Consider the following 26782-nt stretch of genomic DNA (forward strand, 5'->3'; position numbering starts at 1 on the left):
ATAATGGCAGAAAACAAACGATTCGCAAAAGCGTCATGGGCAATCATGGCGCAGTTGCTCAAGGTAGACAACTTGGAGGAGGCGCTGTCGGGCAGCTTGGACATTATCGTCAAAACGCTGAACAGTGAGGCAGGAGCGATATGGCTTCTCGATCCCAAGACCGACAGACTGTCGCCTGTTTTCCATATCGGCCCTGCCGACATCTCCAACATAAGCGTGGAGAACGGTCTGGGCATTGAAGGTATCGTTACGCAGACAGGTAAGTCTATGTTCGTAGAGGACGCCGCGACGGATCCACGTTTTGACGGCACTGTTTTTGACGACAACGACCTTGTCACCAAGACGATGATTTGTGTGCCGCTCAACAACACACACGATATTATCGGCTGCGTTCAGATTGTCAACAAGCTCGACGGTACGCTGTATGATGAAGAGGAAATGAAGCTTTGCGAGCGTATGGCTTCTCTCGCGGCAATCACGATTGACGAAAAAGGACTTATTGTCGATTTAGAGGAGAAAAAAGAAATCCTCGCAACCCTGCGCAATATCACCAAGGAATTCCAGACAGGCGATACCACGCTGAAGGTTTTGAAGGGCATTAACCTCGATGTATACAAAAACGAGTTTATCGTTGTGCTCGGTGAGTCGGGCTGCGGTAAATCCACGATGATGAACATCGTCGGCGGAATGGACTTTCTTACGACAGGCGAGCTCACTATTGAGGGAAAGGATTTCTCCCATCCCTCCGACGACGAGCTCACCAAATACCGCCGCGACTACATCGGCTATATCTTCCAGTCGTATAACCTTATGCCCAACCTGACGGCGCTTGAAAATGTAGAGTTCATCGCTGAACTGGCTGAAAATCCGATGTCGTCCAAGGAGGCGCTCGCAAAGGTTAATATGTCGCAGCGTGAGAACAACTATCCCGGACAGATGTCGGGCGGTCAGCAGCAGCGCGTTTCAATCGCCCGCGCGATCGTAAAAAGGCCAAAGCTTATTCTTGCCGACGAGCCCACTGCGGCGCTTGACTATACCACAAGTATCGAGGTTCTCCAGACCATCGAGGATATCGTCAAGACGCAGGGTACTACCGTTATGATGGTTACGCATAACGTTGAGATTGCCAAGATGGCGGACCGTGTTGTAAAAGTGCGCAACGGCAAGATCGCTTCCATAAAGAAAAATATGCACCCGCTTCACGCTGTAGATTTGATCTGGTAAGCCGGGAAAGGGGTTCATTATGAAAAAAACACAGGTTAAGGACGCAACGCGAAACATAAAAAAGAACCTTCTTTCGTGGATTTCCGTTGTTTTCATCGCGGCAATGGCAGCGTCGTCCTATCTCGGCATTTGCTACTCCGCCGAGTCAATGAGGAACGCAGGCGACAGCTTTTATCAAAGAACGTCCTTCAGGGATTTTGAGGTCACCTCGTCGCTGCTTTTGACAAACGGAGATATCGACGCGCTCAAGGCGGCGGATGACGTCAAGGATGTCGAAGGTATCTATTTTGCGAACGCAAAGGTCAGCAACGGCGATGTTCACGAGAACGTCAACGTCGTTTCCGTAAGCGAAAAAATTAACGTACCCGAGATTGCGGAAGGTACGCTGCCGCAAAAAGCCGATGAATGTGCTCTCGAGCAGACTATCGCGGAAAAACTCGGTTATAAAATCGGAGATACCGTCACCGCCTGCGATGAACAGGGTGAAACACCGAAGTTTTTGAAGGGTAAGGAATATAAAGTCACGGGTATAGCTATGCATCCGGATCATCTCGCAAAGCCCGATTTTGCTCCCGGCAACAGGTACATTTTGGTCGCACCAAACGCTTTTGACGACGAGCAGCTCGACGGCTGCTTTATGAGAGCCGAGGTCGTGCTCAAATCTACCGAGGGCTTGAACCGTTTCAGCGACGAGTATAAAAAGAAAACCGACGCCGCCAGGGAACGCCTTAACGGGATTGCCGATGAAAGGTCGGCGCTCCGCACCGCTGAGGTCAAGGATAAGTATCAAAAAGAGATTAATGACGGTCAGAAAAAGCTCGACGAAGCAAAAGAAAAGCTTGATAACGGCAAAACTGAGCTTGACAAAGGAAAAAGCACTATAAGTGAGAACGAAGAAAAGCTCAAAAATGCTAAAACCGAGCTTGACAACGGTAAGGAAACGCTGGACAGCTCAAAGTCAAAGCTTGACAGCGCCGAGGACACTCTGAGCAGCTCAAAGGATAAGCTTGACTCGGCAGGAAATGAGCTTTACACCTCGAATCAAAAGCTTGCCGTCGCAAAAGCCGAGCTCGACGCAAACAAAAAGAAGCTTGACGCGGCAAAAGCCGAGCTCGACGCTAATAAGCAAAAGCTCGACGAGGCTGAAGCCGAGCTCAAATCCGTAAAGGAATTTTTCGACGAAGCCGAACAGGCGCTGAAGGAAGCAAAGAGCGTTACACCCGAAGAGCTCGCTGAGTATACGCCTGAGGAGATTGAGGCTTATAATGAGCTAGTTGCAGCCGCCGAGGAACTGTATAATCAAGGCTTAGCGGAGTACAACAAAGGTAAGCAGCAGTTTGACGCAGGCAAAGCCAAATACGACAGCGCTTTGGCGCAGTATAACGCCGGCAAAGCCAAGTATGACAGCGCCGTTGCACAGTACGAGGAAGGCAAAGCGAAGTATGACGCAGGCGCGGCTGAGTATTACTCGGGCTTGGCGCAGTATGAGTCCGGCCTCGCAGAATATAACAGCGGCAAAAGTCAGTATGATGACGGAGTCGCAAAGTACACTGAAAATAAGGAAAAATATGATAACGGCGTTAAAGAGCTCGAAAACGGTAAAAATACCCTTGCCGATAAAGAGAAAGAATACAACAACGGCTTAGCAGAATATAATAAGAATGTTCAAAAGCTTGACGACGCCAAAAAGGCTCTCGCTGATATCAAGGACTGCAGCTGGTTTGTTTTTGATGTTGGCTCTAACGGCGGATATATGCACCTTTCGCTTTCGGCAAAGAGCATATCCAACCTGAGCGTCACCTTCTCGCTGTTCTTTGTTGTCATCGCGGCTCTCGTTATTTACACGACAATCAAGCGAATTGTGGACGAGCAGAGAAGGCTGGTCGGCACGACAAAGGCGCTCGGCTTTTTTAACAGCGAAATTTTGGGAAAATATCTTGTCTTTGGAATCAGCGCGACCATCGCCGGCGCGTTAATCGGTATCCTCGCAGGTTACTTTGTTATCCAGGGTGTGGTGCTCAATTCTTACAGTAATATGTATGTAATCGGGGCAATACCGGCAGGAATTCTGGTTGGCACTTCCGTGCTCGCCGTAGGTTTGGCGATTGTGCTTGCCATAGTTGCGGTAACAATCTCCTGCCTTGGTTTGATGCGTTCAACCGCGATGGATTTGATGAGAGAAAAACAGCCGAAGGCGTGGAAAGAATCTAAAAAATCCAAGAGCGGCGGCAGCTTGTATTCAAGGCTTATTTTCCGCAATATGCGCTCCGACCTTGCGCGTGTTATCGTTACGACCGTCAGCGTAGCCGGATGCTGTGCGCTTCTGGTAATCGGCTTTACCCTGCGCGGCAGTGTAAGCAGCGTCGGTGACAAGCAGTACGGCGAAATCGTAAAATATGATGAAAGGCTGACCTTTAACTCCGGCACATCCGAAAATGCCGAGAAAGAGATTGAAACAATCCTTAACGATTCAGGCGCGACCTGGGTTAAGGCGCAGAGCGGATTGCGCGCGTTCAAGGCAGGCAGCGACGTAGAGTACACCGACCTGATTTGCGGCGATATGGAAGCGCTCTCTGAGTTCTATAACTTTAAGACTTGGAAAGAGGACAGTAAGCTTCCTACAGATTCGGACGGCGTGTTCATCCAGTGCAGAACCACCGAGACCTCGGGCAAGAACCAGGGCGACGAAATCATTATCTACGACAGCACCATGGCGCCGAATAATGTAAAAGTTGCAGGCGTGTTCAACAACTATATGGGCCGCAATATGATTATGAACGAAGCGTCCTATGAAAAGTACTTTGGCGAAAAGCCCGAGATGAACACATATTTCCTGTTCCTAAACGGAGCCGATAAGGAAAAGCTGGTTGAAAAGCTCGATAAGGTAAAGGGCTTCGAGAGCCTTTCTCCTGCAACCGAGGACAAAGGAAAGCTTGAGCTTGTTACAAACGTATTCAACAAGGTGGCAATCCTTCTGCTTGTGATAGCAGGTCTGATGGCATACTTCATTCTTCTAAATATCACGAAGATGTACGTAAACCAAAAGACGCGCGAGCTGACGATTATGCGTATCAACGGCTTCACCGTCAAAGAGGTCAAAAGGTACCTTAACACCGAAACAATAATCACCTCGATAATCGGAATTCTGCTCGGTATCGGCGTAGGCGCCTTGATGGGCTATATCGTAATCAGGTTTATCGAAATGCCGCACGCCCAGTTCGTCAGAACACCGTTCTTCTTAGGATGGCTGATTAGCGCTGCGATTACAGCGGCGTTCTCCATCGCAATCAACGCGTTCGGCACGAGAAAGGTAAAGAACCTTAAACTGACCGACGTCTGATAATCGGTAGCTTAAACAATAATATAAGGCTGTGATTCATTTGAGTCACAGCCTTATTTACTGAAAATATAAAATAACAAAATTTTCAAGCAATAAAAATGAATTTACTCCTAACAATACTATTGCGGCGATAAAATGCGAAGGCAAACCGCCGCTTAATATAGATAACAAGGAGAAAAACATTTATGTCAAGAAATAACAGCAATCAGATTAACGTACCTGAGGCAAAGGAAGCCATGAACCGTTTTAAGATGGAGTGCGCAAACGAAGTAGGCGTTAACCTCAAGCAGGGCTACAACGGCGACCTCACATCTCGTCAGGCAGGTTCTGTCGGCGGCCAGATGGTAAACGTCATGTGGCATGTACGACAAACAGATTTTATGCGGAGTTCTTGGACTTCAAGGAAGCAAATCGAGCGCGTTGTGTATACATATGGGTTGGCGGTATAAAATGCAGCAGGCACAAATCGAATCTTGATTTGTGTCTGCTGCATTGTTTATAAGCAAAACGTCATGTATGCAGGAATGCAGAAGGTTCCGTTTTGTTGGGTTAGATTTTTTGTGTGTATTATATACGCTTCGGCTATACAGTAAAAAAATCCAAGCTATAAAGTCAAATAAAGTCAAAAACAACTCAAATTTTTTGACCCAGTGCCCAAACGGAAAGCAAAGACTAATCAGGTTTTCGTTGAACTGCCTAAACTTTTTGCCGTAAAAAAAGTTTTTCACTCTTTCTCTTGCGTGGAGCAACTCTGTTTTGGTATGATGTGGGCAGTCAAACAAAGCGCTTTTTTGACATGACAATACTTTATTTCAAAGGAGAATTTGTTATGTTAACACTTAAATCGAAAATGAATACCAATGCTCAGCCCGAGCCGCTTTCCGAGGATGTTGTCATCATCACAGACAGCGACGATTTTGACAAGCTCAAGCAAAACCCGGACTGCGTTTGCGTGATTGTGAAGGGATGCAGCTATATTGAAATCGGTGCCTTTGAGGATATGAAAGAGCTCAGGCAGGTGATTTTGCGCGGAGATATTGTGAAAATCGGCGTAAGAGCGTTTGAGGGCTGTGAGAAGCTGTCTGAAATCTACTTGCCGGACAGCGTAAAAACGATAGGTTTTTCTGCTTTTAGAGCCTGTGCTTCTCTTGAAAGGGTGCGCCTTCCGCATGGACTCGAAGAAATAGAGTCTGGCGTGTTTGCCGGTTGCGAAAAGCTGAGAGAAATCCGTATTCCCGCTGCGGTAACACTGATTGAGTCAAACGCTTTTGCAAACTGCACGGCACTTGAAAGGGTGTACGGCGGCGAAGGACTTGAGACAGTGGAGAACGCTGCGTTTTTAAACTGTAGATCGCTGAAGCATTTTCCGTTTTCTCAGTCTGTCTGCGACATTCACGCAGGCGCGTTTGAAAGCTGTCCGCTTCACCTGCCGGTGACCTATTATCACGCGCTGTCGCCGCGGGCAAAATACGGAAGCAGAAGCATTGCTGTGCCCGATGGCGTGGAAACCATCGGCTCATTTGCTTTCGGCAGATTAAAGCCACTCAAAAGCGTTGTGCTGCCCGACAGCGTGCGGAATATTTCGCGCTATGCGTTTGCTGATTGGGATGAGAGGGTAAAAGGGTATCCGATTGATTTTACCCGTTATCTGCCGGCTGAGATGAATATGCCCAAAGGGTATCTCAGGCAGCAGGAGCAGTTTGACGCAATCATGGCACTGACGTTGTGCAATTCGGTTTGGAAAGGCATGACCGATGAAAATGATTTCGCTTCCATTGCGCTGTTCCAAAACGACAAAACCGCGCGTTTTCTCGCGGCGGAAATGGTAAAGGAAAAACACATCGCCTGTCCGTATATGGAGATTAGCAAGAACGCAATTGCATATATTCGCACGAAATACCGCCATATTCCCGGTGATATGCTTCATCTTGCGGAGTTTTTGTCCTTTTTTAACTGCAAATATTATCGTTACGGACTTGACCCGGAGTTCTATTCCTTGTTCGAAGGCGATTTTTATGATGATGAAATTATTGACAGCCTTTGCCGCGAGGCATTTCAGTGCGGCGCCGGTAAAGCCGCTGATTTGTTTGAAAAATATTGCCGCAAGCCATCCGGCGGAATTCCTTACGTTTGCTTGCTTGTTTCTCCTTATGAAGCGGATTGGCTGCTTACATACCGCTTTGGCAGCCCGGCGCTGATCGGCGAGTCGGATTTGCACTATACCTCTGGCGAACGCATACCGAAAGAGTTTGTACGCTCCGTGGTTGCGTCGGCAATCAGGAGCGACGTGCTTAACACCCTGCTGCCGGGTTGTTTTACAGCAAGTCAAGCGTCTGATTTGGAAGAATTTCAGAAGGCGTTTGCTTCGGTTTCTGACGAAGATTGGCTGGAGCTGCTGCGCAGAAATCCGGAGCAGGAACGGGATCTTTTGACTATGATGTGCCGCTACAGCGATGATGGTATGCTGAAAAAACTCTTTGAGCATTATTGCAGGCTGTCGGAGAACTGGAGCTACACGGAAGAAATTACAAGAACGAATATGTGGTTGCAGGCTTTTAATAATAACGAGTCCTATACTGCCAAAAAAATTTGCGCTGAGCTTCTTGAAATTCTTGAAGACCTCGAAGACGAGGAAGAATACGAGTTGGAAGATTGGCACTTTGAGTGGCAGAAATCCTCAGACAGCGAAACCGGCGAACAGAGCGAACAACGTGCGCTGGAATCCTTTGATGGCTGGGATGATGATTGGGAGGAATCCTCCGGCGGTGAAACCGACGAACAGAGCGAGTCTGAATTCTTTGACGACACGTATTATGAAGAAGGCATGGACGTCTTTGGCGAGCATTACGCGGATGACGATTGCGAAAGTGATTGTGACGAGGATTGCGAATAAACGAGGGTTGATAGACTCGACAAATATGAACAGGATTGCTTTTCTCTGCTTCTGAATAAAAAGGAGGCTGCCGTACCGCTCGTACGACAGCCTTCATTACTGAGAGAACTTTTATATATTATCATTATCTTTCTTTTGACGATCAAGATTTGATCTGTATACACACTTAATCCAGGATAGTGCTTCGTCATCATCAGCAGCGCCGATTTTGCCTTTAAAGTTGTTTCGTTGAAGCATATCGCGTATTTGAGGATCATTCCAAAGCTCTTCCAACATAAGATTGATCTCAATAGGATCGCCGTAATGCAATTTATTATGGCAGTTGGAGCATAAGCAGATGCAGTTTTCTTCCGAGTAAACAATGCTGGATAATTCATCTGCCTTTTGGGAGGAGTGTTGCTGAATGAAGTGGTGAATTTCATAGTAGTCGGTTCCGTTTCTGCGTTTGAAGGTCAGATGGTGACTTTTCGGACCCAGTTTTCCGCTGAAAAAGCATTGTTTATTAAAATGTTTAATCAAATCGTAAAAGTCGTGATCAATCCCAGCCGTTTTGAATTTGCTTTCTAATTCTTTAATTACACCTTTTTTGAAATTATTGTTGTAGGTGTTTGGCCAGTTCTTACCCTGCGGCGTATCCTGTTCATTCTCTTGTAGCCACTTCCTACTGAAGACACGATCATCCTCCAGTTCCTTTTTTGTGAGGGTTGTCAAGTTAGAGATAGATATACCACTAATCCAATCATCGCCATGATTGTCTATTTCGTCATGAACATAAACATCCTGACGCAGCACAGCATGAGGAGCGTCATAAACCTCACCGCGCAGCAATATCCTTGCTTTTGACGAGGTGCTTGTATAGGTGGGAATATTACATACGTAGAAAAAAATAATGTCGCCAGGCTTGATCGTGGTTGCTGTTATTAAGTGTTTTACGCTAAAGCCCTGTTGTGTTTTCTTAGGTTTTCCGGGAATCTCCCACATGATTTTTCCGTTTTTCCGATACTCTTTTTGTAATTTATCAAAATTACATACAAGAAAATCCATCGGAATTAGCCAGTATTCTGACATTATATCCCTCTTTTCAATTTTTGCAAATCGTATTATATCATTATTACGTTTGATTGTCAATAATGATATGGCAACTGCAAAACTAACAAAATTTACAAGCAATAAAAATAAATATTCTCCTAACAATACTATTGCGGCGAAAAGTTGCGAAGGCAAACCGCCGCTTAATATAGATAACAAGGAGAAAAACAGTTATGTCAAGAAATAACAGCAATCAGATCAACGTACCTGAAGCCAAGGAAGCTATGAACCGTTTTAAGATGGAGTGCGCAAACGAAGTAGGCGTAAACCTCAAGCAGGGCTACAACGGCGACCTCACATCTCGTCAGGCAGGTTCTGTCGGCGACCAGATGGTAAGCGTAATGTGGCACGTACGACAAGCAGATTTTATGCGTAGTTGCTGGGAATCCAAAGGTCAGGTTGAAAGAGTTGTTTATACATACGGGTTGGTTGTTTAGCCGATAATAAATTCAAAACAACTGCTGTTTTCTTACTTCGGAGCGGGATAAAACCCGCTCCATTTTCTTTTGTATGATTGACAATTTAAAATAAATAATATATAATAGTGTAAAGAATGATAATTGACATATAATCGGGTGATGCTATGAAAGACTATCACAAGCTATGTATTGAATTATTCGGAACAGATGACGAAACCGAACTGCGCAAAATAGCCGGTCGTCTGCGTGGAGGCAGAAAGAAATCGCTGACAGAAAAAGATATTGATAACGCGATAAAAATGCAAGGCAGGGGAATGAGCACAAAAAAGATAGCGGAGCATTTTGGCGTCAGCAGGCAGACGATCTCAAAGTATCTCAACAAGCCCTTAACTGACTCTTATGTGATGCGGTTGGATTTTATGTACAAACAGAAGGTTTGCACTGAGATCTATGTCGATTTTGAAAACAAGCAAATCAAAATCATAAACCGCACAAATGACATTATGAAAAGAGCCTTCGGCGTGAACGAAAACCCGACATGGGAGGATTTTGAGAGCTTTTTGGAGGAGCGCTGTTTTCCAAATTCACGCGCAATGAAAAAGACAATTTTACAGCGAATCGGCGTGGATAGCTATGACCCTTTGCAAATTCTGGAACTGAACAAGGGCAGAACCGCCGAGGATAACCAGTATATCAATTTCACGAGAAAAAGGAGGTTGGCATTTTGAAAACGATTGACTTAAATAACGTTTCACTGATCGATACCAAAGCCACCTCATCAAAGGGCAATCAGCTTAAATGGCTTGTGAGGAACAATTGGTACAAGGCAGACCACATGGGCTATGAAGGTTTGTGCGAGGTGATTGTTTCTAAGTTGCTTGAAAAATCCAATATCGGCAATTTTGTCAGCTATGAACCCATTCGCATTTTATTTGACGGCAGAGAGATGAACGGTTGCTATTCCAAAAACTTTCGTCAAAAAAATGAGAGCCTTGTCACGCTTGAACACCTCTCCAAACAGTGGTTGGCGAATTCCTTTGCGAAGGAACTAACACGCTATCCGGCTGTGAAAGATAAAATCCGACACACTGTTGATTTCGTTGAGAAAGTAACCAATTTGGAAAACGCCGGCGCTTATCTCACAACGATGCTGGAACTTGACGCATTCTTCCTCAACGAGGACAGGCACACGAATAACATCGCCTTTATACTGAATGACGATACCGGTGAGTACCGTTTCTGTCCGTATTTTGATTTTGGATTGTCACTGCTCGCCGATACGACCGAAGATTATCCGATGGGCGAGGACATATATCAACTGATAAACAAAATCCACGCAAAACCCTTTGACCGCGATTTTGACATACAACTTGATGCGGCGCAGGAATTATACGGCAATCATTTAGAACTGCATTTTACAAATCAGGATATTGAGCAGGCTTTTGATGAAGTCGGCGAATACTATTCTGACGAAATCATCACCAGAGTGAAAGACCTGCTCTATCATCAAAAGCATAAGTACCGGTATATGTTTGCAAAATAAATTATAGACCGGTCAAGCATAATAAGAACAAAAAATAGCTGTACCTTGCAATACGGGCGCAACTATTGTTTCTGGAAAGGACGCACTAAAATGGCAATGCACAGTAACTGGAATCCATGGCACGGATGTATCAAATGCAGTGAAGGCTGTCAGAATTGCTATGTATACTATTCGGACAGGCTCCGGGGAAAGAACGCTGCGGAGATCTATAAAACAAAGACCGGATTCAAATATCCATTGTCGAGGGACAGAAAAAAACAGTATAAGATACAAAGCGGCGAAATGCTCAGCGTCTGCATGACCTCTGATTTCTTTCTGGAGGAAGCGGATGAATGGCGGGACGAAGCGTGGAATATCATGCGCGAGAGATGTGACGTAGTTTTTCTTCTTTTGACCAAAAGACCGGAAAGGATCAGAAAATGTTTGCCGGAGGATTGGGGAGACGGCTGGGATAATATCTTTCTGAACGTGACATGCGAAACGCAGCGCAGGGCAGACGAAAGGATTCCGCTGCTTTTGGAGCTGCCTTTTAAGCACAAGGGCGTGTACTGCGCTCCGCTGTTGGAAGCTGTCACGATCGGCAAATACCTTGACAGCGGACAGATCGAGCAGGTCGCCTGCGGCGGAGAAAACTACGGCGGCGCACGTCCATGTGATTTTGATTGGGTAAAGGCGCTGAGAGAAGAATGCACGTCGCGTGATATTACGTTTTGTTTCATGGAAACAGGAACGACCTTTATCAAGGACGGCAGGGAGTACAAAATCGAAAGCAAACGCCTGCAGAACCTGCAGGCATTTCGTTCAGGCTTGAGCTATCAGGGCAGAAAACTGCACTTTGCACTCAGGGACAGCTCCGGAAATCTGATCCCGGAGAAAGATTTATATACACCGCATTGGTCGAAAAAATGCGACACCTGTTCCTTTAAAATCCTTTGCAACGGCTGCTTTGATTGCGGCGCATGCAGCGGTTGATCCATTGCTGAATAAATACCTTTTTATTCCTTTTCTCGTAAGCTTTTCCAATTTTCAACGTCATGTGGCATGTACGACAAACAGATTTTATGCGGAGCTCGTGGCGTGAAAGGGGACAGGTTGAGAGGATTACATATCAATACGGGTTGGCGGTATAAAATCAAAAGAAAGATAGACAAATAAATTTGGGTATGCTATAATCAAACTATCAAAGAGAAAGGAGTGTTCCTATGTGCTCAAAAAGTGAATTGCAGATAATTCTATCCGAAATAGCTAAAACAGCGAGGGAGACCTTCGGTGAGCATCTTGATTCCGTTATCCTCTACGGCTCCTATGCGCGCGGCGATTATACGCCCGATTCTGATGTGGATATGATGATTTTGGTAAAGGGGATCGCTCCCGAGAATTTGTGGAGATACAGAGATTCCATCACAGAAAAGTCCTCTGAATTAGGACTTGCGTATGATGTTCAAATCACGCCGTTGATTAAGGACGCGGATACTTTCCGAAAGTATCTGGGTGTATTACCTTTCTATCAGAATGTCATGAAAGAGGGCTTGATGGTTGCTTAGTGAGAACATGATAGCCCTTTCAAAGCACCGGTTAGCAATAGCAAAAAAACTTGAATACAGCAAATAAGGAAAAATGATGAATCAAAAAGCTATCATTAACGGAAAAGAATATCGCTTTATCAAAACCGAAACAGATATGATAACCAACAGGACAGCTGTGCTCTTCGAGGACGAGCACGGCTGTTCTTTTATCTGCCCGGTTGAAGCTTGGCTTGAAAATGCAAAACGCGAAGAACCTGCGTTTAATAAATACGCATCGCCCGAAAAGAAAATAGCGTTGTTCAAATCCTTATTTATCGGCAGGAAAACCGGAAAGATGATGTCACCGCTGTCAGAACCGTGTGCAGACAGTTCGATATACCGTTATTTGTTGAGCGTTCCCGTTCAGGGAACGGTGCACATGATTGGCTGTTTTTTGAAGAATCTGTTACGGCGGCAATCGCGCGGAAGCTCGGCAGTGCGATTTTGACAACAGAAAAAAATCAAATCAGCATTCAACGGTGTAAAGAATTTTTTATCAGCATTCCTGTTAGATTATCAAATGAGAATATAATAATCTCCGATAGTGAGAAAACCTATTATGAGGGGCTGTGTGAGGGGTGATCTCATGGCTGCTTAAGAAAGTCGAACGTCAAAGATTTTGTGTACTATCAGCCCGTCAAGATTACTTTTGACTCAAAGGAATACGCGGGCTGTTACTCGGATAATTTCAGGGTGAAGAAATGACAGTAGTTTGGGTTGTAAATGAAATTTTATCGGTGCACAATCCTTTTGTTGGAATGTGGCTATGATGTCAATTAAATGATTTACCGTTTGCGGGAGGTTTCATCACCTCTCGTGTTTTTTTGTGCTAAAAGCAGAAAAACCAAAAGAAATACATTTGCCGCCGAAACACTGTCGTGTTAAGCAATAGGGTGATTCTACGAGCGCACATTGCAGGTGCAGACATCACAGAAATCAGCGAAACGGTAATTTTGAAAATTGAAAACGAGACAAGACAATTATTTCATGTCCTTTTGTACTGATTTTTTTCGAATAAAGCCAAAATAATAAGAAAATTTTACAAACCATTATGCAGATGGAATAAAAATTGATAATCGGGATAGCAAAAGTATTAAAATAGTGCTATTATTTACAATATAAGAAATTGCAAGCACATTCATTGTTATCGTGTAATATATTGGGAGGTATTGAGTATTTGACATATAACGATGTAATTAACGATAAGGATAACCGCAGGCTTGAGATATCGCTGAAAAACGGCGGAAGAATAGTTGTGTATTGTCCTTTGGAAGGAGTTCATATCTTTGCCTGTGATATAATGTGCGGAATACAAGAGGAAGTAAAAAGACTGATAATGAATAATTTATCACGGGGTCACTTTATTCTTTCTGCCGTATGCTTATCGGGTACATACAAGCATAAGAAAGACAACTGCATCAAGGTGCTTAATCCTCGCGATGGAGTTGCAGAACGGAGATTAGACGATTATCCGTTTCTTGATGTTTCGTCTGATTATCTCGGCTTGGTAACTGTATTATATTTAGATAAAATGCCTAAGGGTGATAGTATTTATTCGCGTTTGAAAGATAAAGTGGGAAAATTGGGCTTGAATAAAGAAAAAAAGGATTCCCTGTTTTATTTCCGACAGTCAAACTTGACTCGCCGTGCGGTGGAGACCCTTTTAGGCATGTGCTTCTCAAACGAGAGTCAGGACATGATTTTGATAAAAGTGATTGAAGTTGGATTGCATTATATAGATGATATCAGCACTTCAAATTCGGGAAGCCGCAGGTTAGTAAAAAAATCTCAGCTGAAAATTGCAGAGGAGATTATGAACTGTTTAACAAAACGCTATAACGAGCCATGGACAACCAAGTGTTTTGCTGAAAAATTTAAAATAAGCGGTACCACGCTTAATAAGTATTTTTTTAGCGTGTACGGTTACGAAATAAAGGAATATCAAATAAAAGTGCGTATGGAGCGCGCCGAGGAAATGCTGCGCGAAACCGATTATCAAATCGGAGAAATTGCTCAGCGTGTCGGTTACTCCACTCACACAAAATTCAGCGCTGCGTTTAAGGCAAAATATGGCGCAACGCCATTTGAGTTCCGCTGCAGATACTGTGCCTCACATTTGGATAAGCAGGATAAGTGATCCGGATATTGTTATAAAATTGATAGCGTTCAATGGGGTACGGAATAAATACAATAAAAGCAAGTAAACAAATTCAGATAACATTTTTGTTTTTGAAGCTAATGAATGGAGGAAAATTACCATGTTAAAAAGCATTTTCTCTTTTATGCTAATTGGTACATTATTGTTCAGCTCTAATCCGATCGCGAATATCATGGCGAATAAGGCGACCGATGATGAGGCGAGATCGCAGTCGGTGGATCTGGAGGAGGTGTTTGTATCCGAGTCAGGAATGCTCGCGGACGCCGAGGACGGTGAGTATGTCGGTATTCCTGCCAAAGCTTTCGAGCCGAGGCAGACCTTCGAGGGTATCACAATCGATGATTCCAATAAAATGAAGGACGTTGAGGGCGAGGAGATCGGAACATACTCCGACCAGCTGACGGGCAAGGTCAGTGAGGAGGAGCTTGCTGCGCCCAGAGCGCTCCTGCACCTGCGCGGTACCGACGACAGCGCTCAGCAGGATATCGAGCTTAACGATTTCCGTGCGGTAGTCCGCAGCGGAGCAGTGCTCAACAGCGACGGCGACTATGTGTGGACGGCGGAGAACAGCGATTCCGGTCACAGCTTCACCTATCGCATTTTCTACGCCTTCTCGGGAGTCGGTGAATACGCGGAGGATCAGATACATATCACGATTCCGAAGTCGATTTTGCGCGACAGGGACGGCAATTTCGCCGATAGCTACGAGCTGCCGATCCCCGAATACACGGAGGATGATCTGACGGCCAGCAATCTGTTTGTCTACAAGGAGGTCGGTGAGAACCTCGTCATCTTCAACCGTCTCTCCTGCAGCGCCGCGCAGAGCGGATTTATCGAAGTCAGCTATACGACAACTAAGCCGACTTTTGATTACGCCGACTATCTGTCAGAAGACGCACGCAACGAAAAGGGCGGATCCGATCCGTTCCAAGCGACAATCGCGATTGATAACGGTTCGGCTCAGTGCTCCCGCGAAACACAGAAGGTTCCCGTATACATCGACACCACCGCCACATTGAGGAAAGTCAAAAAATGGAATCCCTACTCGGCATATACCGAATGGAACAACGCGTGGGGCAACACGGTCAAGCCCGACAATCCCGACGACTATGAGTATCTGATCTGGACGATTGATATGGAGGCAAACGCTACCCAGCCATACAATCTTACGTTCAGCGACACCTTCAATGAGAAAGACGCGATGCTGTTAGGCTACAGGGACAGTGGGGCGGACGAAAAAACCTATCAGCGCTCTCTCACGATCACGAATTCACGTTCCAAGTATATGACCGTATATGTGCTGACGGCGCACAAAAAATCCACCTATAACGAGCTTCTTGAGCAAAACGGTCGCTATTCGCTGAACAATTCCGTTTCTGTCACGTTACAGCCCGCCGACGAGGTCGATTCCCCATCCACCCTCACGAGCCGCGCGGCATATTATAAGGAAGCTCCGCGTTTTAAGCATCCGAGCGGTCACTTCTATTCCACAAAGAACGGCTATGATGTCTCGGATAGATATGTGCGGAACTCTGACTATATCCGCGATTATTCGCTGCTGGAGTTCAATCAGGATGACAACGCGACGATCGGCAATCTGAAATATTATACCGACGTATACGGCTACGCCTATCCGTGGACGCTGCCCGACGACGTCACCCTCGATCAGGCAGCTGCCGACCCCGGCATCTACTACGGTAAGAATCCGGTCACCTATACGCTCAGCGACAACACCTTCTATCTCAAAGAAATCTCCAATGAGGAATACAGCGAAAAGCTGACAGCCGCAGACTATGAGCTCGAATACATACAAATGGACATCTATGAAGAGGTGGCAACGTATAACCAGGATACGATGCAGTTTGACAAACGTACCCTGAGCACATATTCTCCCACCGACGTCATTAAGATTTACGCCGAGGCGGGCGGAAGCGGAAATTATGTCCATGTTGCGGACTACAAATTGAAAAGCCGCACCTATGAATACACCGCGGATGCGGACACGATAGTCGACAAAGCAAAAACCGCAAAAACCTCGGGAATGAATGTGTACTTCAAGGGCAATGTTACCGGCTACCGCCTTGAAACCACCAACGCATATTGGTACACCAAGCTCGGGGCTTACCCCTATGTAAAGCTGAAGCATTCCGATACGGTGGACAAATATGCACGCTCCGCCATCGGTGGAAACCGCGTATCGAAGCTCTGCCTGAAAAACACATCCGCCTCGAAGATCAGTCAGTCAAACAGAACCATCATCAGCTTCACGCGCAGCGCCGATGACTACATTACGGGAAAGAACAAGAGAAGCTTGCTGGAAAAATCTTTCGTGGGCGCCACCAACAGTGCCAAGAAAAGGGAATATACCGTTACATGGAACGTCTCCATGTCCGAGAGCTACCGCGACAATGAAGGCACTTATCTCATTCCCCAGCAGTCGGGCGTTTTTTACGACCTGCTGCCGGACGGCGCTGTATACAAGAAGGATTCTCTGTCGGTCTATGCCGGCAGCACAAAGCTGGAAAGCTGGAAATATACCGTCACCGTGGATGATAACTACCGTGGCTCGGGGCGGACGATGCTGAAAATCGCGATCAATGAGAGCGCGGACAGCTACCGCCTCGTCTACTCCACCGTTCATCCGTGGGAAGCGATTGTCGACTACGGCACAAAGCTTTTGAACACTGTCGCCTACGAAACCGGCAACAGCAGCATCACCGACGGCAAAACCTCCTCTCAGACGCAGGATATCACCGAGTCGGAGCTGATGAAGGATCTTGACCAGTCGGGCGACAGCAAACGCTTTCTGTATACAGAGTACGCCCACGACGCGTCGCTGCTGGTAGCCACCAATCTCGGACTTGAGAAGAAGGTGCGCGGCACTGATGATACAAGCTATTCGCAGTCCGCGGTCACTTATAAAGATAACAATTACTATTACAACGTCCGCTTCGCGACCGACGACCACTCCAAGGCGTCAGAGCTGATTGCCTTCGACTCGCTTGAGAACTACGTGGTCGTATCGGGCAAGGACGCCGGACAGAAGTCCAAATGGCACGGTATCTTCCAAGGCGTGGATACCCACCAGCTTGAGAGGCTCGGCATTGCTCCCAAGGTCTATTATTCTAGGATCCCCGGGCTGATCATCAAAGATAACGAAAATGATAACACGAATTTGGCAGATACCTCTGTCTGGACGCCCAGCGACAGCTTTGCAGGCGATCTCTCCTCCGTCAAAGCGATCGCGGTCGATATGCGTACCGCGGCGGACGGCTCCCCCTATGAGATGCCTGTCGATACCGGTGCACAGTTCACTGTCTATATGCGTGCGCCGCACGGCATTGAAAGCGACGAGGAAAGCGACGAGGACGAGATTCCCCCGAGGGCGTTCAACAATATCTATCTGAACAACAATACCATCAACGTTGAGACCGGCGATGCATCCGGCGAGCGGTTGATCCACCAGGATTACACCGAGATCACCTTGAAGATCGTCGCCGATTTGGAGCTGTTGAAGGTCAGCAGTGAGGATGATAATGTAGTCGTGCCCGGTATAAAGTTCAACCTCAGCGGTACGTCCGACTACGGCACCAAGGTCAATGAGACGCTCTATACAGATGCCGAAGGAAAGATCACCCGCCGCAACCTGGAAAAGGGTACGTACACCCTAAAGGAAACCGAGACGAACAGCGACTTTTTCCTCAACGATACCGTTTTCACCGTTACGGTCAATATGAACGGAGATTTAACAATAAACGGCAGCACGGAAGTCAAGCCCTATGTGATCAAAAACCCGCCGCGTGTTCACGGCGATCTGGAGTTTCTGAAGAAGGTTAACATTGACGGCACCACCGATACCGCCCCGCTCACGGGTGCGGAGTTTAAGCTCGAGGGCGTTTCCAATTACGGCAATTCTGTCCTCAAATACGGCACGTCGCAGAACGGCGGCGTTGTCACCATTACCGATATTGAATGGGGCACCTACAAGCTGACTGAGACCAAGACGGCGGACGGCTATATTATATCAACAGAAGAATATTCCGTTGTGTGCGACAAGTACGGTATCGTTACGCTCTATCGTATTGAGGACGGTTCGCCCGTTGAGGTGAAGCCGACCGAGAACGGCTACTCCGTTATCGTCAACGAGCCGCTGCATAACTTCCGTCTGGTCAAATACGACCCGCTCAACAACGCCCTGCTAAGCGGCGCGGAGTTCACGCTCAAGGGTACCTCGGACTACGGCACGCCCGTTGACATGACCGCGGTGAGCGCAGCAGATTTGGCTGAGGAAGGTATCGCGACCTTCAAGGGGCTGGAGCCCGGTCATTACACCCTGCAGGAGACAAAGGCGCCGGAGCACTATCAGCTTGACTCCACCGTGCGGACAGTTACTGTCAGCAGCGCAGGTGAGATAACCGTCAGCGGGCTGACGAAGAGGCCCTCCGACTGGCACAGCGGTCTGTACGCCGACTGCTTCGGCGTTCCGAACACAAGGGAATACGAGGGCGAGATCACCATCACCAAGCTATGGCGCGACGCCGACGGCAATCCCATCACCGATTCGTCGGATCTGCCGATACCCGTTGTTCATGTGGACACGGAGGAGCCTGTCATCAGTATCCCAAAGCCTGATGCGTATGTGCAATCAGGCATCACTCTGCGAAATAGATTAAGAAACGCGACCACCTTCCAAAAAACGACAAAGAGCTATACCCGCTCTACCCTGCCCGAAAACGCCGAGCGCGTTGACGACGGCAGAACGCGCGCCGCCATCTTTGTTTGGCTGGAAGGCACGGATGCGTACTGGTGGTCTGACGCTTCGGCGGCACATCTGCCGGATAAATGTAATGATTTATTCTATTATAACAAAAGTTTGAAAACAGTCGATTTGAGCGGCTTTGATACAAGTAACGTGACGGATATGAGTTATATGTTCTCCTATTGCAGCAATCTTACCACCCTCGACGTCAGCGGCTTTGACACCGGCAGCGTGACCGATATGAGAAACATGTTCTACGATTGCTACCGCTTGACCACCCTCGACCTCAGCGGCTTTGACACCGGCAGCGTGACCAATATGAGTTACATGTTCTACGCCTGCACCAGTCTGCACAATCTCGACGTCAGCGGCTGGAATACCGGCAGTGTGACGGATATGAGAAGCATGTTCAACAATTGCAGCAATCTTACCACCCTCGACGTCAGCGGCTTTGTCACCGGCAGCGTGACCGATATGAGTCAAATGTTCTTCAATTGCAAAAAACTGACCACCCTCGACGTCAGCGGCTTTGTCACCGGCAGCGTGACCGATATGAATAACATGTTCGTTTATTGCCAGAGTCTGACCACCCTCGACGTCAGCGGCTGGGACACCGGCAGTGTGACGGATATGAATCGAATGTTCTCCTCTTGCAGCAATCTTACCACCCTTGACGTCAGAGGCTTTGACACCGGCAGTGTGACCAATATGAGTTTCATGTTCTCCTCTTGCAGCAATCTTACCACCCTCGACGTCAGCGGCTTTGACACCGGCAGCGTGACGGATATGAGTGACATGTTCTGGGATTGCTACAGCTTGACCACCCTCGACCTCAGCGGCTTTGACACCGGCAAAGTGACGGATATGAGTTATATGTTCGACTCTTGCAGCAATTTGAAAACGGTCTATGTCGGCGATCTGTGGTCTACCGCAAAGGTAACTTCTTCTACTTCTATGTTTTACGGTTGTAACGCCCTCAAAGGCGGGGCGGGCACGACGTATAAAAGCTATTATACATATAAAATCTACGCCCGCATTGATAACCCGCCCGACGAGCCCGGATACTTCACATATAAATATGTTCCGCCGACCGGTAACAAGGACGACGAGCCGCTCGGAGTATTGATGAATGTATTTACCGGCTTGATAAGTGATTTGACCGACGCCGTTTTCGGTGACAGCAGCGCAGAAAACAGCCAAGCCGCTCCCGAAATACAGACGGTGAAAAAACCTGAGATGTTAGCCGCGGGCAGACCCGATATATCCGCAGCTATTGATTTTAAATCGGACATCGCCTTGGGTGACCCGGGCGACTCCGATACCAATACAAACACCGTGACCTTCTCCCAGATCACCAACAGTGAGGTTACTAGCAACAGCGACGATGCAGAGGGCAAGTGGCTGGATAATCGCGACGGAACCTGGACGTACAAAATGAAGGTGTTCAACGTCCCGGCGACCTACTACATTTGGGAGGAGCCTATCCCCGGCTTCAAGTGCGACCTTGATAACAGTACAGGCTACACCGTTATCAACTACCCCAGACAGAACAGCGCGACCATAACCAATACCCGTACAACTACCGACACCTGCTCGCTCACCCTTAAAAAGGTTCTTGAAGGCAATGCGTCGGATTATCCCGAATACGACCTCGCCGGTATGGATTACCATTTCAACGTCAAGCTGACGGGCGATGGCGTCGCCGGCAAAAAGATATTCGGATATACAAAATTCACCAACGGTGAAGCGACTGTTACCCTCAAGGCGGGCGAACAGATAACCTTTACCAACATCCCGCGCGGTGTAACGTATACCGTCACCGAGCAGGAGGAGAATTATCAGGGCGTTTTCGACACCACCTATTCGCCCTCAGGCACTCTGACCGAAAATAACAGCGACGTCACCTTTACCGTGACCAATAATATCAAGCCAAAGAAGAGCTTGAATATCAAAAAGACCGTCCTGCCTTATGACGGCGGAGAGCTCGACGATGAAGACAGGGCGCGTGTGTTCACCTTTAACGTTGATCTGCATGCGGACATCAACGGCTTGTACGGCGAACTTATCTTCGCGGGCGGCAAGGCGACTGCTTACCTTAAGCACGGCGAGACCGTTAGAATCACCGGACTTCCCGACACGGTAGGCTCCTACACCGTCACCGAGGCTGAAAGCGCGCTGTACACCTGCGATCAGCCTACACAGAGCGGAGAACTCATCGGAAAAGAAACGAGCATTGAGTTCAAAAATACAAAGATCCCCGAGGAGGAGCGCGATACCGGAAGCTTCACGCTCAAAAAGCTCATCAACGGCAAAACGACGACCGATAATGAATTCGCGTTCAACATCGCCCTGAGCAAGCTCGACAAAAACGCGGTCTATACGCTCTCGGACGGCACGCAGTTCACCACCGACCAAAACGGTACGGTCAACCTGACCCTTACGCTCAAACACGGCGACAGCGTAACGTTCAGCGACCTGCCCGTAGGAGCGGAATACACCGTCAGCGAACAGGCGTGCAACTACACTGCTTCGTATGCTATCACCGGAACCGAAAGGGTAGTACCGCTTTCAGCCGAAAACACCGAGACCGACAAGCAGCTCACTACCTCAAAGATCACCGTTCAGAAGGACGACGATATCACGATCACATACACCAACACCGATAAGCGCTATGATGTGCGTATCGCCAAGGTGGACGAGGACGATGAGTTCGTCACCGACGCGGTGCTGCAGATTATCGAGAAGGGCAACGAGGAGAACGTGCTCGACGAGTGGGTCACCACCGAGGACTACCACACCGCTCAGATTCCGCAGGGCACATATATCCTGCGCGAAAAGCAGGCTCCCTTCGGATATATGAAAGCGCCTGATATCGAATTTACCGTAAACGCAGATGGAACAATAACCTCGGGCGGCGAGAATGTTTTGATGCTTAAAATGGTGGATAAGCCCATAGTGCTTGCCGTGACCGGCGCGGTAGGAGTCATTCCGGTAGTAATTGCCGCGACCTCATCGTTTATTTTACTGCTTACAGCAGTTGTAATAAAGAACAGAAAAAAATCTATCAAAGAGAAAAGGAGTACGACAAAATGAAAAAACTGACAAAAATCATCGCAATGACGCTGGCAGTCCTTATGCTGGCGGCTATGACCGCAGTCACATGCGGAGCAGTCTCAGACGCAAAAGGAACGGTAACCGTGGAGAAAGCGGTAGTGGGCGAGAATCTAAAATTCTACCGCGTGCTTGACTATGTGGACGCAACAGGCTCTTACGAAGTGACAAGCAATTTCGAAACGTTCTTTGATGATGGCAAGGGGGGCTACAAAACAAACGACGAGATCATTGCGTATCTCGCGAGTGTGGTGTCCAACTCAGCCAACGCTCGGGCTCTCGGCCGTGAGCTCGGAAAGTTTGCCGCCGCCAACAACGTTCCTGCCGCTGCGACTAAGACAGTTGACGCAGATACCTGCACTGTTTCGGGACTTCCGTACGGTTACTATGTAATGGCGCCCGAATTGCCCGGCAACACGGACGCTGTTGTTTACTCGCTCTTCAAGCTCGACCGCGCAACTGTTACGATCTCGAACAAGCTGATCGTGCCTACGCCCGAAAAGACTGTTTCCGACAGCGATGAGACAGACAAAAAGAGCAACATCGCCGCTATCGGCGAGGAAATGACATTTACCGTTACCGGCAAGGTCCCCGATATGTCTGAGTACGAGACCTATTATTTCGAAATCGCCGACACAATGACCAATATGGAATATGTTGCCCCAATGGAGCTGACCATCGGCGGAACAAAAGTTGATATCTCTACTACCGACAGCACCGCAAATGTTTACGGCAAAGCATCGGGCAACAGCGTAAACGTTAAGATCAAAGACCTTAAGATCATTGCGGCTGCAACCTATGATGCCGAGATCAAGCTCACATATAAGGCAAAGCTCACAAACAGCGCTGTAATGGGCCAAACAGGCAACATCAATGAGGTAAAGTTTCGTTATTCCCATGATCCCGCAACAACAGGCACGGGCGAATCCCCCACGAGCAAAACCAAGACCTTCACACTGGGAATCACAGTCAACAAGACAGACAGCGACGACAAGGCGCTTGAAGGCTCGACGTGGCTGCTTAAGAAGGGCAATGTTAGGGTCGCTGAGATCGACGGCACAGCTCTCTCTAAGTTTGATTGGAAGGGTCTGAATGTAGGTACATACACCCTTACCGAGACTGCTGCTCCCAACAACTACACCAAGATGGAAGGCGCGATCACCATCGAGATCGTGGCTTCGGTTAAAAATCAGGTTGATACCGACGGAACATATCCTCTTACCACCTACACCGCTAAAGTTACAGGTCCGCAGGGCTATGTTACCATGACAAATCCGGACGGTTATGCTGATATCAAGACAGGTATCACCTCGCTCAACGTTAAGAACTTCCAAAAAGGTGCGCTCCCCTCGACAGGCGGCATCGGTCTGTATGTGATCCTCGGCTTGGCAGGCGCGGCATTTGCCGGAATGATAGTTGTTCTTATCATCAAGAAAAGGATCTCCTCTAAAGAGAAATAATACTTTTAGAGTTTAGGTGGTCCACGGTCATTCCGTGGATCACCCCCGCCTTGCGCGGGTTTGAGGCAGTAATTCTATTTAGATCGGTATTAGTGCTTCAAACGCACGCAAGAAAAGGAAGAAATATGAAAACGAAGGAAAAGAAAACCAAGCGCAATACGGTTTTTAATGTTTTTATTGTCGCTTTGTTTTTGATTTGCATTTCGCTTTTGCTTTATCCGTATATCAGCGGTTTGTTTGTAAGCAACGCGCAGAAGGAAGTTTGTGTTTCGTATGATAACCGCACGCGCGAACTGCCGGAAGCGGAAAAAAAGCGGCTCCTTGCCGATGCTCTGAGCTATAATAAAGAGCTTGCCGAGCACCCGGTGGGGTACAGCGTTGAAGAGGCGCTTACAGACGAATATATGAGCCTGCTTGACCTAGGCAGCAACGGGTTGATGGCAACTCTGGAGATACCGTGCATTGAGCTCAGCCAGCCTGTTTATCACACGGTTAGCGAGGAGATCCTGCAAATCGGCGTCGGCCATGTTCAGGGGTCATCGCTCCCGGTTGAGGGCTGTGACAGCAATGTTATGCTGATGGCGCACAGAGGACTTCCGAACTCCGAGCTGTTCAATAATATCGACAGACTTGAAGCAGGCGATACATTTCAAATCAAGGTGCTTGACACGGTTCTTGATTACCGTGTTGAAGAAATCAAAACCGTCAAACCGGATGACGTAGCAAAAATCGGGATCACAAAAGGGAAGCAGCTTTGTACGCTTGTTACCTGCACCCCTTACGGAGTTAATTCCGACCGTTTGGTCGTTTTTGCGGAGCTTACGGGAAGCAGACGCGTTGCGAACGATACAGGCGGAACAGGCGGATATTCATATACGCTGCCGTTCAGCCGCAAGGGAGGCCCCACGATTGAAGAGATACTTGCGCTGGCAGGCGTCTTGCTGCTGATCACCGCGATAGCCATAGAGATATACCGCTTGATAAAACGGAGGAAGACAATTGAATAAAAAACGCAAAGCGCTTTCTGCTGTTTTGAATTTGATGCTCGTGATGTTCTTTCTCGCATGCGTCACGCTGCTGCTGTATCCGTTTGTAAGCAACCATCTGATGTATGCACGGCAGTACGAAAGGATCGTCTCCTATGATAACCGCTCGAGCAAAATGGACGATGAGGAGAAGCAGCGGTATCTTTCGGCGGCGCGGGCGTATAACGAAAGGCTGCTGAATGATAAAATAGGCTACAGGCTGTCCGAAAAACAGATGGAGGAATACCTGTCGCTCCTCAACTATGAAAGTGACAACACTATGGGGTATATCAGGATCCCCAAAATAGATGTAAATCTTATGATTTACCACACGGTCGATGAAAAATACCTTTCTGCGGGAACGGGTCACGTGCCGGGTTCATCGCTTCCGGTCGGCGGAAAGGGAACCAACTCGATAATCATGGGGCACAGAGGGCTGACCAGCGCGACCTTGTTTACAAATCTTGACAGACTGGAAGTCAGCGACAAGTTCTTTATCAGCATTCTCGGTGATAAGCTGGCATATGAAATCGACGATATTTCTGTTGTAGAGCCTGAAAAGCTCCAAGATATTTCTATCGACCCCGATGAGGATATCTGTACGCTTGTGACCTGCACGCCTTACGGGGTGAATTCCCACAGGCTTGTACTGAGAGGCCACAGAATACCATATGATGCAGATGATGACAATCAGGGCGCAGGCGGAGAAAGCTATTACAGAATACGCGTGCCCGATATTTTGGGAGCTCCGGATCTTTCGGAGATATTAGCCATATTGGGAGCCGCTGTTTTGATAACAGGCTTGATCGTCATCATCGTTAAAAAGATAAAAAGGAAGAAATCAGATAAAGAGGGAGGAAATAAAAATGAAAAAGACAGTTAGCATTATCCTGTCAGTGTTCGTTTTGGCGTTAGCCGTATTGCCGTGTGTGAGCGCCGGCGCTGTTGAGGGTGAAAAAACACCGTCTCTGTCGCTGCGTTTCATCGCTGAAGGGATCCCGATGGATAATGTCAGTTTTTCGGCATGGAAGATCGCAGAGCCGGACGCAGAAGGCAAAATGCAGTCTAAGAAGCCGTTCGATATCAAGGATATCTCCGAAAAGACACCGGAACAGCTGGCGCAATTGTCAAAGGAACTGGAAACGTTTGTCACTGAAAACGGGATCGCGGCAAACGATACCGCAGTGACAGACGATCAGGGAAAGCTGCGGTTTGAAAAGATCGACAGCGCCGGAATGTATCTGGTTTTGGGCGATAGTAAGACAGTAGAGCAGGATGTATATTCGCCGACGCCGTTTATAATCTCTCTGCCGTACACTGACGAATACGGCAGGCTGATATATGAAGTAGAAGCGGATGTGAAATATGAAAAATCTACCGTGCCGCCCACGGAGCCTTCGACCGAGCCTACAACGGCTGTAACCACAGTACCGCCGACTACGCCTCCCGGAAATGATATACCTCAGACAGGTACGATGCTTTGGCTTGTTCCCGTTCTTCTGATAGCGGGCGCGGTATTGGTTGCGGCAGGAATCATAATCAAAAAGAAGATTTCCAAATAATGAAAAAACGCTCGATAATCAAAATTACTTCAACGCTTTTGATAATTTGCGGCATACTCTTGGTGCTCGGCGCCGCCGCGCTGTTTGTCAAAGTAAGCAATGACGATGCAAAGGCAAAGGCTTTTTCACAGGAGATAGTCAGCCGGCTCAAGGACGAAACGCCCGAAGCGGCAACTTCGCCGTCAGAAAAATCAGCTGACGCCGGAGAAAGCACCGTGGACCGCGTAGTATCGGAAGACGGAGAAACCCTCGCGGTCATAGATGATGTGAATTATCTCGGCTATCTCAGCTTCGTGGGGTATGATGTCACACTTCCCGTATTTGCCGACTGGAGCTTTGAAGCGCTCAATTACGCGCCGGCGCGTTATTCGGGAACTGTCAAAGGCAATGACCTTGTTATTGCTGCTCATAACTATTATTCTCATTTCTTTTTGCTCAATGAGATGGTAGAGGGGAACGAGGTCGACTTGACACAGGCGGACGGTTCGACCATCCGTTACATCGTAAAAAAGGTCGAGACCTTGGAGCCCACAGAGCTGAATAAGCTGACAGCGGGGGAGTATGACCTCACGCTGTTTACCTGCACTCCCACCGGCCGCGCAAGGGCGACGGTTCGGTGCAATAAAATATGAAA

The 26782-nt window shown here is 47.6% G+C and carries 19 protein-coding genes; 18 read left to right on the plus strand and 1 reads right to left on the minus strand.

Going from position 1 to position 26782, the window contains the following annotated elements; genetic code table 11:
- Positions 1–3: 3 nt before the first annotated feature.
- The 4 genes from AB1I50_RS10115 to AB1I50_RS10130 all read left to right on the plus strand — a co-directional run bounded on the left by AB1I50_RS10115 (position 4) and on the right by AB1I50_RS10130 (position 7457).
- Positions 4–1224 (plus strand): ATP-binding cassette domain-containing protein, encoded by a 1221-nt coding sequence (locus tag AB1I50_RS10115; RefSeq protein WP_407723902.1) that lies wholly within the window; start codon positions 4–6, stop codon positions 1222–1224.
- Positions 1225–1243: 19 nt separating this feature from the next.
- Positions 1244–4564, plus strand: a complete 3321-nt coding sequence (locus tag AB1I50_RS10120; protein ID WP_407723903.1) for an ABC transporter permease — start codon at positions 1244–1246, stop codon at positions 4562–4564.
- Between the two features lie 185 nt (positions 4565–4749).
- A complete protein-coding gene (locus AB1I50_RS10125; protein ID WP_407723904.1) occupies positions 4750–5013 on the plus strand; it encodes an alpha/beta-type small acid-soluble spore protein in 264 nt (87 codons plus the stop codon).
- Between the two features lie 380 nt (positions 5014–5393).
- Positions 5394–7457 (plus strand): leucine-rich repeat domain-containing protein, encoded by a 2064-nt coding sequence (locus tag AB1I50_RS10130; RefSeq protein ID WP_407723905.1) that lies wholly within the window; start codon positions 5394–5396, stop codon positions 7455–7457.
- A 111-nt stretch (positions 7458–7568) separates the two neighbouring features.
- On the opposite strand, the gene AB1I50_RS10135 is transcribed toward AB1I50_RS10130, so the two are convergent.
- On the minus strand, positions 7569–8705 hold the full coding sequence (locus AB1I50_RS10135; RefSeq protein WP_407723906.1) for a hypothetical protein: 1137 nt from the start codon (positions 8703–8705) through the stop codon (positions 7569–7571).
- Between the two features lie 14 nt (positions 8706–8719).
- Between AB1I50_RS10135 and AB1I50_RS10140 the strand changes: the two genes are divergently transcribed.
- The 14 genes from AB1I50_RS10140 to AB1I50_RS10205 all read left to right on the plus strand — a co-directional run bounded on the left by AB1I50_RS10140 (position 8720) and on the right by AB1I50_RS10205 (position 26780).
- On the plus strand, positions 8720–8983 hold the full coding sequence (locus AB1I50_RS10140; RefSeq protein WP_407723907.1) for an alpha/beta-type small acid-soluble spore protein: 264 nt from the start codon (positions 8720–8722) through the stop codon (positions 8981–8983).
- Positions 8984–9129: 146 nt separating this feature from the next.
- Positions 9130–9693 carry a helix-turn-helix domain-containing protein gene (locus AB1I50_RS10145; RefSeq protein WP_407723908.1) on the plus strand — a complete coding sequence of 188 codons (564 nt, stop codon included), beginning with the start codon at positions 9130–9132 and terminating at the stop codon, positions 9691–9693.
- Positions 9690–10508 (plus strand): HipA domain-containing protein, encoded by an 819-nt coding sequence (locus AB1I50_RS10150; RefSeq protein ID WP_407723909.1) that lies wholly within the window; start codon positions 9690–9692, stop codon positions 10506–10508. The genes AB1I50_RS10145 and AB1I50_RS10150 overlap by 4 nt, the downstream gene beginning before the upstream one ends.
- A 90-nt stretch (positions 10509–10598) precedes the next feature.
- Positions 10599–11480, plus strand: a complete 882-nt coding sequence (locus AB1I50_RS10155; RefSeq protein ID WP_407723910.1) for a DUF5131 family protein — start codon at positions 10599–10601, stop codon at positions 11478–11480.
- A 230-nt stretch (positions 11481–11710) separates the two neighbouring features.
- Positions 11711–12052 (plus strand): nucleotidyltransferase domain-containing protein, encoded by a 342-nt coding sequence (locus AB1I50_RS10160; RefSeq protein WP_138156499.1) that lies wholly within the window; start codon positions 11711–11713, stop codon positions 12050–12052.
- 73 nt (positions 12053–12125) lie between these two features.
- Positions 12126–12521: a hypothetical protein gene (locus AB1I50_RS10165; RefSeq protein WP_407725351.1), complete on the plus strand. Its 396-nt coding sequence runs from the start codon at positions 12126–12128 to the stop codon at positions 12519–12521.
- The gene (locus AB1I50_RS10170) at positions 12410–12655 is read left to right on the plus strand and encodes a TOTE conflict system archaeo-eukaryotic primase domain-containing protein (RefSeq protein WP_407725338.1); all 246 of its coding nucleotides are present in this window, start codon (positions 12410–12412) and stop codon (positions 12653–12655) included. The genes AB1I50_RS10165 and AB1I50_RS10170 overlap by 112 nt, the downstream gene beginning before the upstream one ends.
- 595 nt (positions 12656–13250) lie before the next feature.
- Positions 13251–14210, plus strand: a complete 960-nt coding sequence (locus tag AB1I50_RS10175; protein WP_407723911.1) for a helix-turn-helix transcriptional regulator — start codon at positions 13251–13253, stop codon at positions 14208–14210.
- A gap of 193 nt (positions 14211–14403) precedes the next feature.
- Entirely contained in the window at positions 14404–22083 is a 7680-nt protein-coding gene (locus AB1I50_RS10180) for a BspA family leucine-rich repeat surface protein (protein ID WP_407723912.1), read from the plus strand.
- Entirely contained in the window at positions 22080–23561 is a 1482-nt protein-coding gene (locus AB1I50_RS10185; RefSeq protein ID WP_407723913.1) for an isopeptide-forming domain-containing fimbrial protein, read from the plus strand. Before AB1I50_RS10180 ends, AB1I50_RS10185 begins: the two co-directional genes overlap by 4 nt.
- Before the next feature lie 125 nt (positions 23562–23686).
- Positions 23687–24568 (plus strand): class C sortase, encoded by an 882-nt coding sequence (locus AB1I50_RS10190; RefSeq protein WP_407723914.1) that lies wholly within the window; start codon positions 23687–23689, stop codon positions 24566–24568.
- Entirely contained in the window at positions 24561–25469 is a 909-nt protein-coding gene (locus AB1I50_RS10195; RefSeq protein ID WP_407723915.1) for a class C sortase, read from the plus strand. The genes AB1I50_RS10190 and AB1I50_RS10195 overlap by 8 nt, the downstream gene beginning before the upstream one ends.
- Positions 25453–26148 carry a pilin N-terminal domain-containing protein gene (locus AB1I50_RS10200; RefSeq protein WP_407723916.1) on the plus strand — a complete coding sequence of 232 codons (696 nt, stop codon included), beginning with the start codon at positions 25453–25455 and terminating at the stop codon, positions 26146–26148. The genes AB1I50_RS10195 and AB1I50_RS10200 overlap by 17 nt, the downstream gene beginning before the upstream one ends.
- Positions 26148–26780 (plus strand): sortase, encoded by a 633-nt coding sequence (locus tag AB1I50_RS10205; RefSeq protein ID WP_407723917.1) that lies wholly within the window; start codon positions 26148–26150, stop codon positions 26778–26780. The genes AB1I50_RS10200 and AB1I50_RS10205 overlap by 1 nt, the downstream gene beginning before the upstream one ends.
- Positions 26781–26782 lie beyond the last annotated feature (2 nt).

The sequence above is a fragment of the Ruminococcus sp. NATIVEDY161 genome (genome assembly GCF_045819895.1).
Lineage (GTDB): Bacteria > Bacillota > Clostridia > Oscillospirales > Acutalibacteraceae > Ruminococcoides.

Coding starts and splice junctions, on each gene's coding strand:
- AB1I50_RS10190 (WP_407723914.1), top strand. CDS start 23,687: ATGAAAACGAAGGAAAAGAAAACCAAGCGCAATACGGTTTTTAATGTT.
- AB1I50_RS10160 (WP_138156499.1), top strand. CDS start 11,711: ATGTGCTCAAAAAGTGAATTGCAGATAATTCTATCCGAAATAGCTAAA.
- AB1I50_RS10130 (WP_407723905.1), top strand. CDS start 5,394: ATGTTAACACTTAAATCGAAAATGAATACCAATGCTCAGCCCGAGCCG.
- AB1I50_RS10140 (WP_407723907.1), top strand. CDS start 8,720: ATGTCAAGAAATAACAGCAATCAGATCAACGTACCTGAAGCCAAGGAA.
- AB1I50_RS10165 (WP_407725351.1), top strand. CDS start 12,126: ATGATGAATCAAAAAGCTATCATTAACGGAAAAGAATATCGCTTTATC.
- AB1I50_RS10125 (WP_407723904.1), top strand. CDS start 4,750: ATGTCAAGAAATAACAGCAATCAGATTAACGTACCTGAGGCAAAGGAA.
- AB1I50_RS10120 (WP_407723903.1), top strand. CDS start 1,244: ATGAAAAAAACACAGGTTAAGGACGCAACGCGAAACATAAAAAAGAAC.
- AB1I50_RS10180 (WP_407723912.1), top strand. CDS start 14,404: ATGGCGAATAAGGCGACCGATGATGAGGCGAGATCGCAGTCGGTGGAT.
- AB1I50_RS10115 (WP_407723902.1), top strand. CDS start 4: ATGGCAGAAAACAAACGATTCGCAAAAGCGTCATGGGCAATCATGGCG.
- AB1I50_RS10185 (WP_407723913.1), top strand. CDS start 22,080: ATGAAAAAACTGACAAAAATCATCGCAATGACGCTGGCAGTCCTTATG.
- AB1I50_RS10205 (WP_407723917.1), top strand. CDS start 26,148: ATGAAAAAACGCTCGATAATCAAAATTACTTCAACGCTTTTGATAATT.
- AB1I50_RS10200 (WP_407723916.1), top strand. CDS start 25,453: ATGAAAAAGACAGTTAGCATTATCCTGTCAGTGTTCGTTTTGGCGTTA.
- AB1I50_RS10145 (WP_407723908.1), top strand. CDS start 9,130: ATGAAAGACTATCACAAGCTATGTATTGAATTATTCGGAACAGATGAC.
- AB1I50_RS10155 (WP_407723910.1), top strand. CDS start 10,599: ATGGCAATGCACAGTAACTGGAATCCATGGCACGGATGTATCAAATGC.